This is a genomic window from Mycobacterium sp. (assembly GCF_052144515.1).
GTDB lineage: Bacteria > Actinomycetota > Actinomycetes > Mycobacteriales > Mycobacteriaceae > Mycobacterium.
Genome location: NZ_JBKQQD010000046.1, coordinates 1 through 4,239, shown reverse-complemented (window position 1 = coordinate 4,239; position 4,239 = coordinate 1). Strand labels below are relative to the sequence as shown.

The 4,239-nt window shown below is 61.8% G+C and carries 3 protein-coding genes and 2 pseudogenes; 2 read left to right on the top strand and 3 right to left on the bottom strand.

All coding sequences use genetic code 11. The features are described from left to right. The first annotated feature begins 134 nt into the window (after nucleotides 1-134). Both ACLP9N_RS02250 and ACLP9N_RS02245 read left to right on the top strand, forming a co-directional pair. A complete protein-coding gene (locus ACLP9N_RS02250; protein ID WP_442405866.1) occupies nucleotides 135-440 on the top strand; it encodes a hypothetical protein in 306 nt (101 codons plus the stop codon). A gap of 438 nt (nucleotides 441-878) precedes the next feature. After that, nucleotides 879-986, top strand: a pseudogene (locus tag ACLP9N_RS02245) (hypothetical protein); the annotation flags it as partial. A 96-nt stretch (nucleotides 987-1,082) separates the two neighbouring features. Here ACLP9N_RS02245 and ACLP9N_RS02240 read toward each other — a convergent pair. The 3 genes and pseudogenes from ACLP9N_RS02240 to ACLP9N_RS02230 all read right to left on the bottom strand — a co-directional run. Beyond that, nucleotides 1,083-2,033: a hypothetical protein gene (locus tag ACLP9N_RS02240; protein WP_442405865.1), complete on the bottom strand. Its 951-nt coding sequence runs from the start codon at nucleotides 2,031-2,033 to the stop codon at nucleotides 1,083-1,085. Nucleotides 2,034-2,474: 441 nt separating this feature from the next. Next, on the bottom strand, nucleotides 2,475-3,842 hold the full coding sequence (locus ACLP9N_RS02235) for a hypothetical protein (RefSeq protein ID WP_442405867.1): 1,368 nt from the start codon (nucleotides 3,840-3,842) through the stop codon (nucleotides 2,475-2,477). A gap of 144 nt (nucleotides 3,843-3,986) precedes the next feature. Then, nucleotides 3,987-4,175, bottom strand: a pseudogene (locus ACLP9N_RS02230) (acyl carrier protein); the annotation flags it as partial. Between the last annotated feature and the right edge of the window lie 64 nt (nucleotides 4,176-4,239).

Below are 4,239 nucleotides of genomic sequence, written 5' to 3'. Positions count from 1 at the left end.
AGATTGGCTCGTACGATAATTCCTCACTGGGGCCTCCCACATCTTGTGGCTCTACCGGCCAGGACCACCCTGTCGGCAACCCACGTTCACATGTGAGCGGAGGCCCCAGCCCCCCATACCGTCTAGCAGGGATGGTGGCGGGTGGTACCGGCCTTAGGGTCACTTGCTCCAATCTCGGTGACCTGCCCCCAGGAACGAACCGGCCCGACGGCACCGATGCCGACTATGTGAACATGAGAAACCTCGAGCCCGATATGAATAAAAGCATACTCGAGGCCATGGGCGGACAACTGTTTTTGGCCTCGGGGCGGGCCAGCGGGAAAGTCTTTATCAGGATCAATGGATATCTTGCCGGCCGGCCAAATACTAAAAACGAGTTGCAGGAAATCGTATCGCGTACCTTCGCCGAATTCGATCTGATTGCAGAGATCAACTGTTAACGTCGATTTTTCGCGTGGTTTGGCTACGGCGGGCCACGATCCCCGACGAACGCCATCACAATGACAAGCTCGCCGATCAATCCGCAACGGCGGCTTGACAAATACAAAGGCACCCGAGGTTCGGGCGCTAGCAGGAGTGAGGGTAGCTGGGTTGGCGGGCTCGGCGTCGCGCAAGGGCCCGCAAATTTTGGTACGTCGAGCCGATTTTTCCACATATGTCGAGCTAACCCGCTACGCTTGCTCAGAACAGCCACGATGTATCGGTTGGCTTCGACGTGGTGGTCGGTGAGTCTCAGTTCGATGGCGCGCGCTTGTATGCGGCTCGGACTGAAATTCGACGAATAGTCTTTGTGCGAAGCTTGCATTTGAAGCTTCAACCAGTGATAGCAACCTAAATACAGACATAAGAGGCCTGCGCACCATTCTCGCGCCGGAGTAGAGTACGTCGCCCGGGCCCGTGAAATCGCGACCCAGATGACCAAAACCGAGGCCAGCGTGACCCGGGCCGCCGATCTCCTAGAGGATGCCGCTCGCCAACGCGTCTGAGATGATCGGTAACCCCTAATCTAAATGCAAAGCCCAGTTGTCGGCGTGACCACTACTCGAGGATGCCGCTCAGGCCGAACTCTTTCAGTGTGTTCGCTACCAGCTCACGGAGATGGGGCTTCGAGTTATTCCCCCCCCGCGCTGGTAGCCAATAACGCTAATGGACATCTTGCCGACGATACGAGCACCGTTGACGACAAGTTGGCCGCCCACGCTCTCGATGTACTGACGCGTTACGTTTTGGTCCACCCCTCGCAGCATGACGTGTTCGGCGTCGGTGCCATCGGGACGGGCTACCGCGGGGTCCACATCGCCGAGATTGGAACAGACTACGGCGGAATCACCGAAGCCGAACAACAGATCGGCCGCCAGTTTGACCACCCGCTTCGGTATGAACGGCGTCAGCGCAAGCAGGTTCCCAGTTTGATTGGGCGCCTCCCGCGCCGACTGCACCCCGTGCTTGAACGCGTCTCGGACGCCCGACAAATCTGTAGTTACCTGCGTCGGGTCGATGCCGACGCGCACATACGACATTGCGATCGCACGGGTGTCGGCCTCGGTGCGGTCGCTGATGGGGGCAAGCAGGGTGACGGTGCCGTCGTCGGTGCGCCTTCGCCCCAAGCGTTCGCCGAGTTTCGCGGCGAAGCCGGCGAGCAGCGAGTGACCGTTTCCGCCAAGAGAATTCGCGCGGGCATCCCAATCGTCAAGATCGACGTAGACCGTGATACCCGGCACCACAACAGTGCGATCGGCGCCTTCTCCAACGATCGCGGCGGGTCGCGCTGTGGCCGGTCGGGCAATATCATGCCGGCGATTCCACAACAGTTTTGCCGCCCCACGCAGCGCCCGGGCAACCTCAGGTGCACCCTGCAAGGTTTCACGCGCATCGGAAGCCGCGGCGCGCAGTCGGGTGCGCGAACGCGGCGGGGGGTAACCAAGATCGCGTAGGTTGCCGTTGACCGCATCGGCGACACCGGCAAAGCCACCGAGGCCGTCGACTAAACAGTGCGAAGCCACCAGGCTGACCCCAGTCGAACCGTCCGTCAAGGGTTGAACTCCCAGAACGCCAGCCGGGCCCCCATTCGGGATCGATCGGCAGTTTTGCGCGCTCATCGGCCCAATCGCCTACCTCAGCGCGCGTACGGGCGCACTCGGCGATATCGATGTCCGGCGGCGGCTGATCAGATAAGACCCACCGATGCCGCCCGAACGGTAGCGGTGAACGCTCGATTCGCCGTTGACCCACCCCATAACGGGGGATTGCGGTGCAAACGCCTCAGCCCGTCGAAGTCGATCGGGTGCTCATAAACCCATACGGCCTGCATGAGTTGCGCCCGGCCGGTGGCACGCAACGAAAGAAAAGTGGAACGCAAGGCGATTATCAAGCCGTGCGTCGCGTTCCGACGCACGCCCTCGGAAGCGAGCGCGTACCGGACGCGTCTGTATCGATATGTCAACCTCCAAAGACACGGATCAAGTTTTCGCCTGCTAGTCGATCCGGCCGGGCAGATCGAACTCTGCCAGCGTGCGCGCGGCCAGCTCCCGCAGGTGGGGCTTCGTGTTTTGTCCGCCGGGCTGATAGGCGACGATGCTGATCGACATCTTGCCAAAGATGCGTCCACCCGTCATTGCGAGTAGGCCGGATCTTTGCTCCAGGGCCTGTCGCGTGTTGTGTCGGTCTATCCCTCGTATCATCACGAAGTCGGCGTCAGTGCCATCAGGACGGCCGATCTCCGGGGGGAGGTCGCCTAGATTGGAACAGGACACTGGAAGATCGGCGCCGAAGCCGAGCAGCGCATCGGCCATTCCCTTCACCGCCCGCTTGGGTATAAACGGGGCCAGCGGTAAGAGCTGCAATGCCTCGTCGGGCACCTCCCGCGACGCCCACCACGCTTGTGCGAGCGCCACCCGGATGCCGGACAAATCCGCGGTTACCTGCGTTGGGTCAACACTGACATTCGTAAGAGTTACGGCGTTCGCCCGCGTATCATCCAGGGTGCGTTCGCTGACCGGGATGGTCAGGGTGACGGCGCCATCCTCGGCACGGCGGCGTCCCATACGTTCGCCGAGTTTCGCGGCTATCCCGGCCATCAGCGAATAACTGTTTCCGCCAAGAGCATCCGCGCGGGCATCCCACTGGCCAAGATCGATGGAGATCGTGACATTCGGCAAAACGACATAGCAATCGGCGTCGTTTTCAAGGATCGCGGTGCGTTGCGATGCCGTCGCTCGGGCAAAATCATGCCGGCGACGAAACACCAGTTTTGCCGCCGCGGCGAGCGCGCGGGCAACCTCGGGTGCGCCTTGCAGAGTTTCGCGTGCATCGGAAGCCATCGCGCGCCGTCGCGTACGCGAACTTGCAGGTGGGTAACCAAAATCGCGCACATTGCCCTGGACCGCTTCGGTAATCGCCAGCATTCCCCCGACACCGTCGATCAGAGCGTGCGAAGCCACCAGGCTGACGGCAGTCGAACCGTCCGTAAGCGGAAGTACTCCCATATGCCAACCGGGCCCCCATTCCGGATCTATAGGCAGTTGTGCGCGTTCATCCGCCCAGTCGCCGAGCTCGGCGCGCGGACGGGCGCGCTCAGCGATATCGATGTCCGACAATGGACCCTCGGCTGAGATCCAGCGATGCCGGCCGAACGGCAGCGGCGAACGCTCGATCAGCCGTCCCATCAACCCGTAATGGAGATTACGGTGAAAGCGCCTTAGTCCGTCGAAGTCGACAGGGTGCTCATAAACCCACATGATCTGGTCGACTATTTCTTGATCAGTGGCACGCCACGCGAGAAACATGAACTGGTCGGTGAATGAGAGCCGGTTGTCCGCCCGTGCAACGGCACGTTCAGTCACGTGAACCGCTCGCGGCGCGCCCAATGCCGCTTGATCCAGGTATGCGAGCCTATTGTCCACCGGCTCATCGCCGCCCGTGCTGACCGGAGCCGGTGGGACCGCAGGCGCAGCGGTGTCGGTTAGTAGGTCGGCTAGGTGGGTGGCGAGCGCGGCGGGGCTGGCGTGGTTGAGGGCCACGGCCGCGGGCAGGGTGAGGCCGGTGTGTTGGTTGAGGGTGTTGCGTAGTTCTAGGGCGGTCAGTGAGTCGATGCCGAGGTCTTTGAAGTGGCAGTCGGGATCGAGGGCGGCCGGGTCGGGGTGGGCCAACACGGCAGCAGTGGTGGAGGTGACCATCGCGGTGAGGGTGTCAAGCTGTTGTTGGGGGGTTTGGGTGGCCAACCGAGCGGAAAGTGTGCGG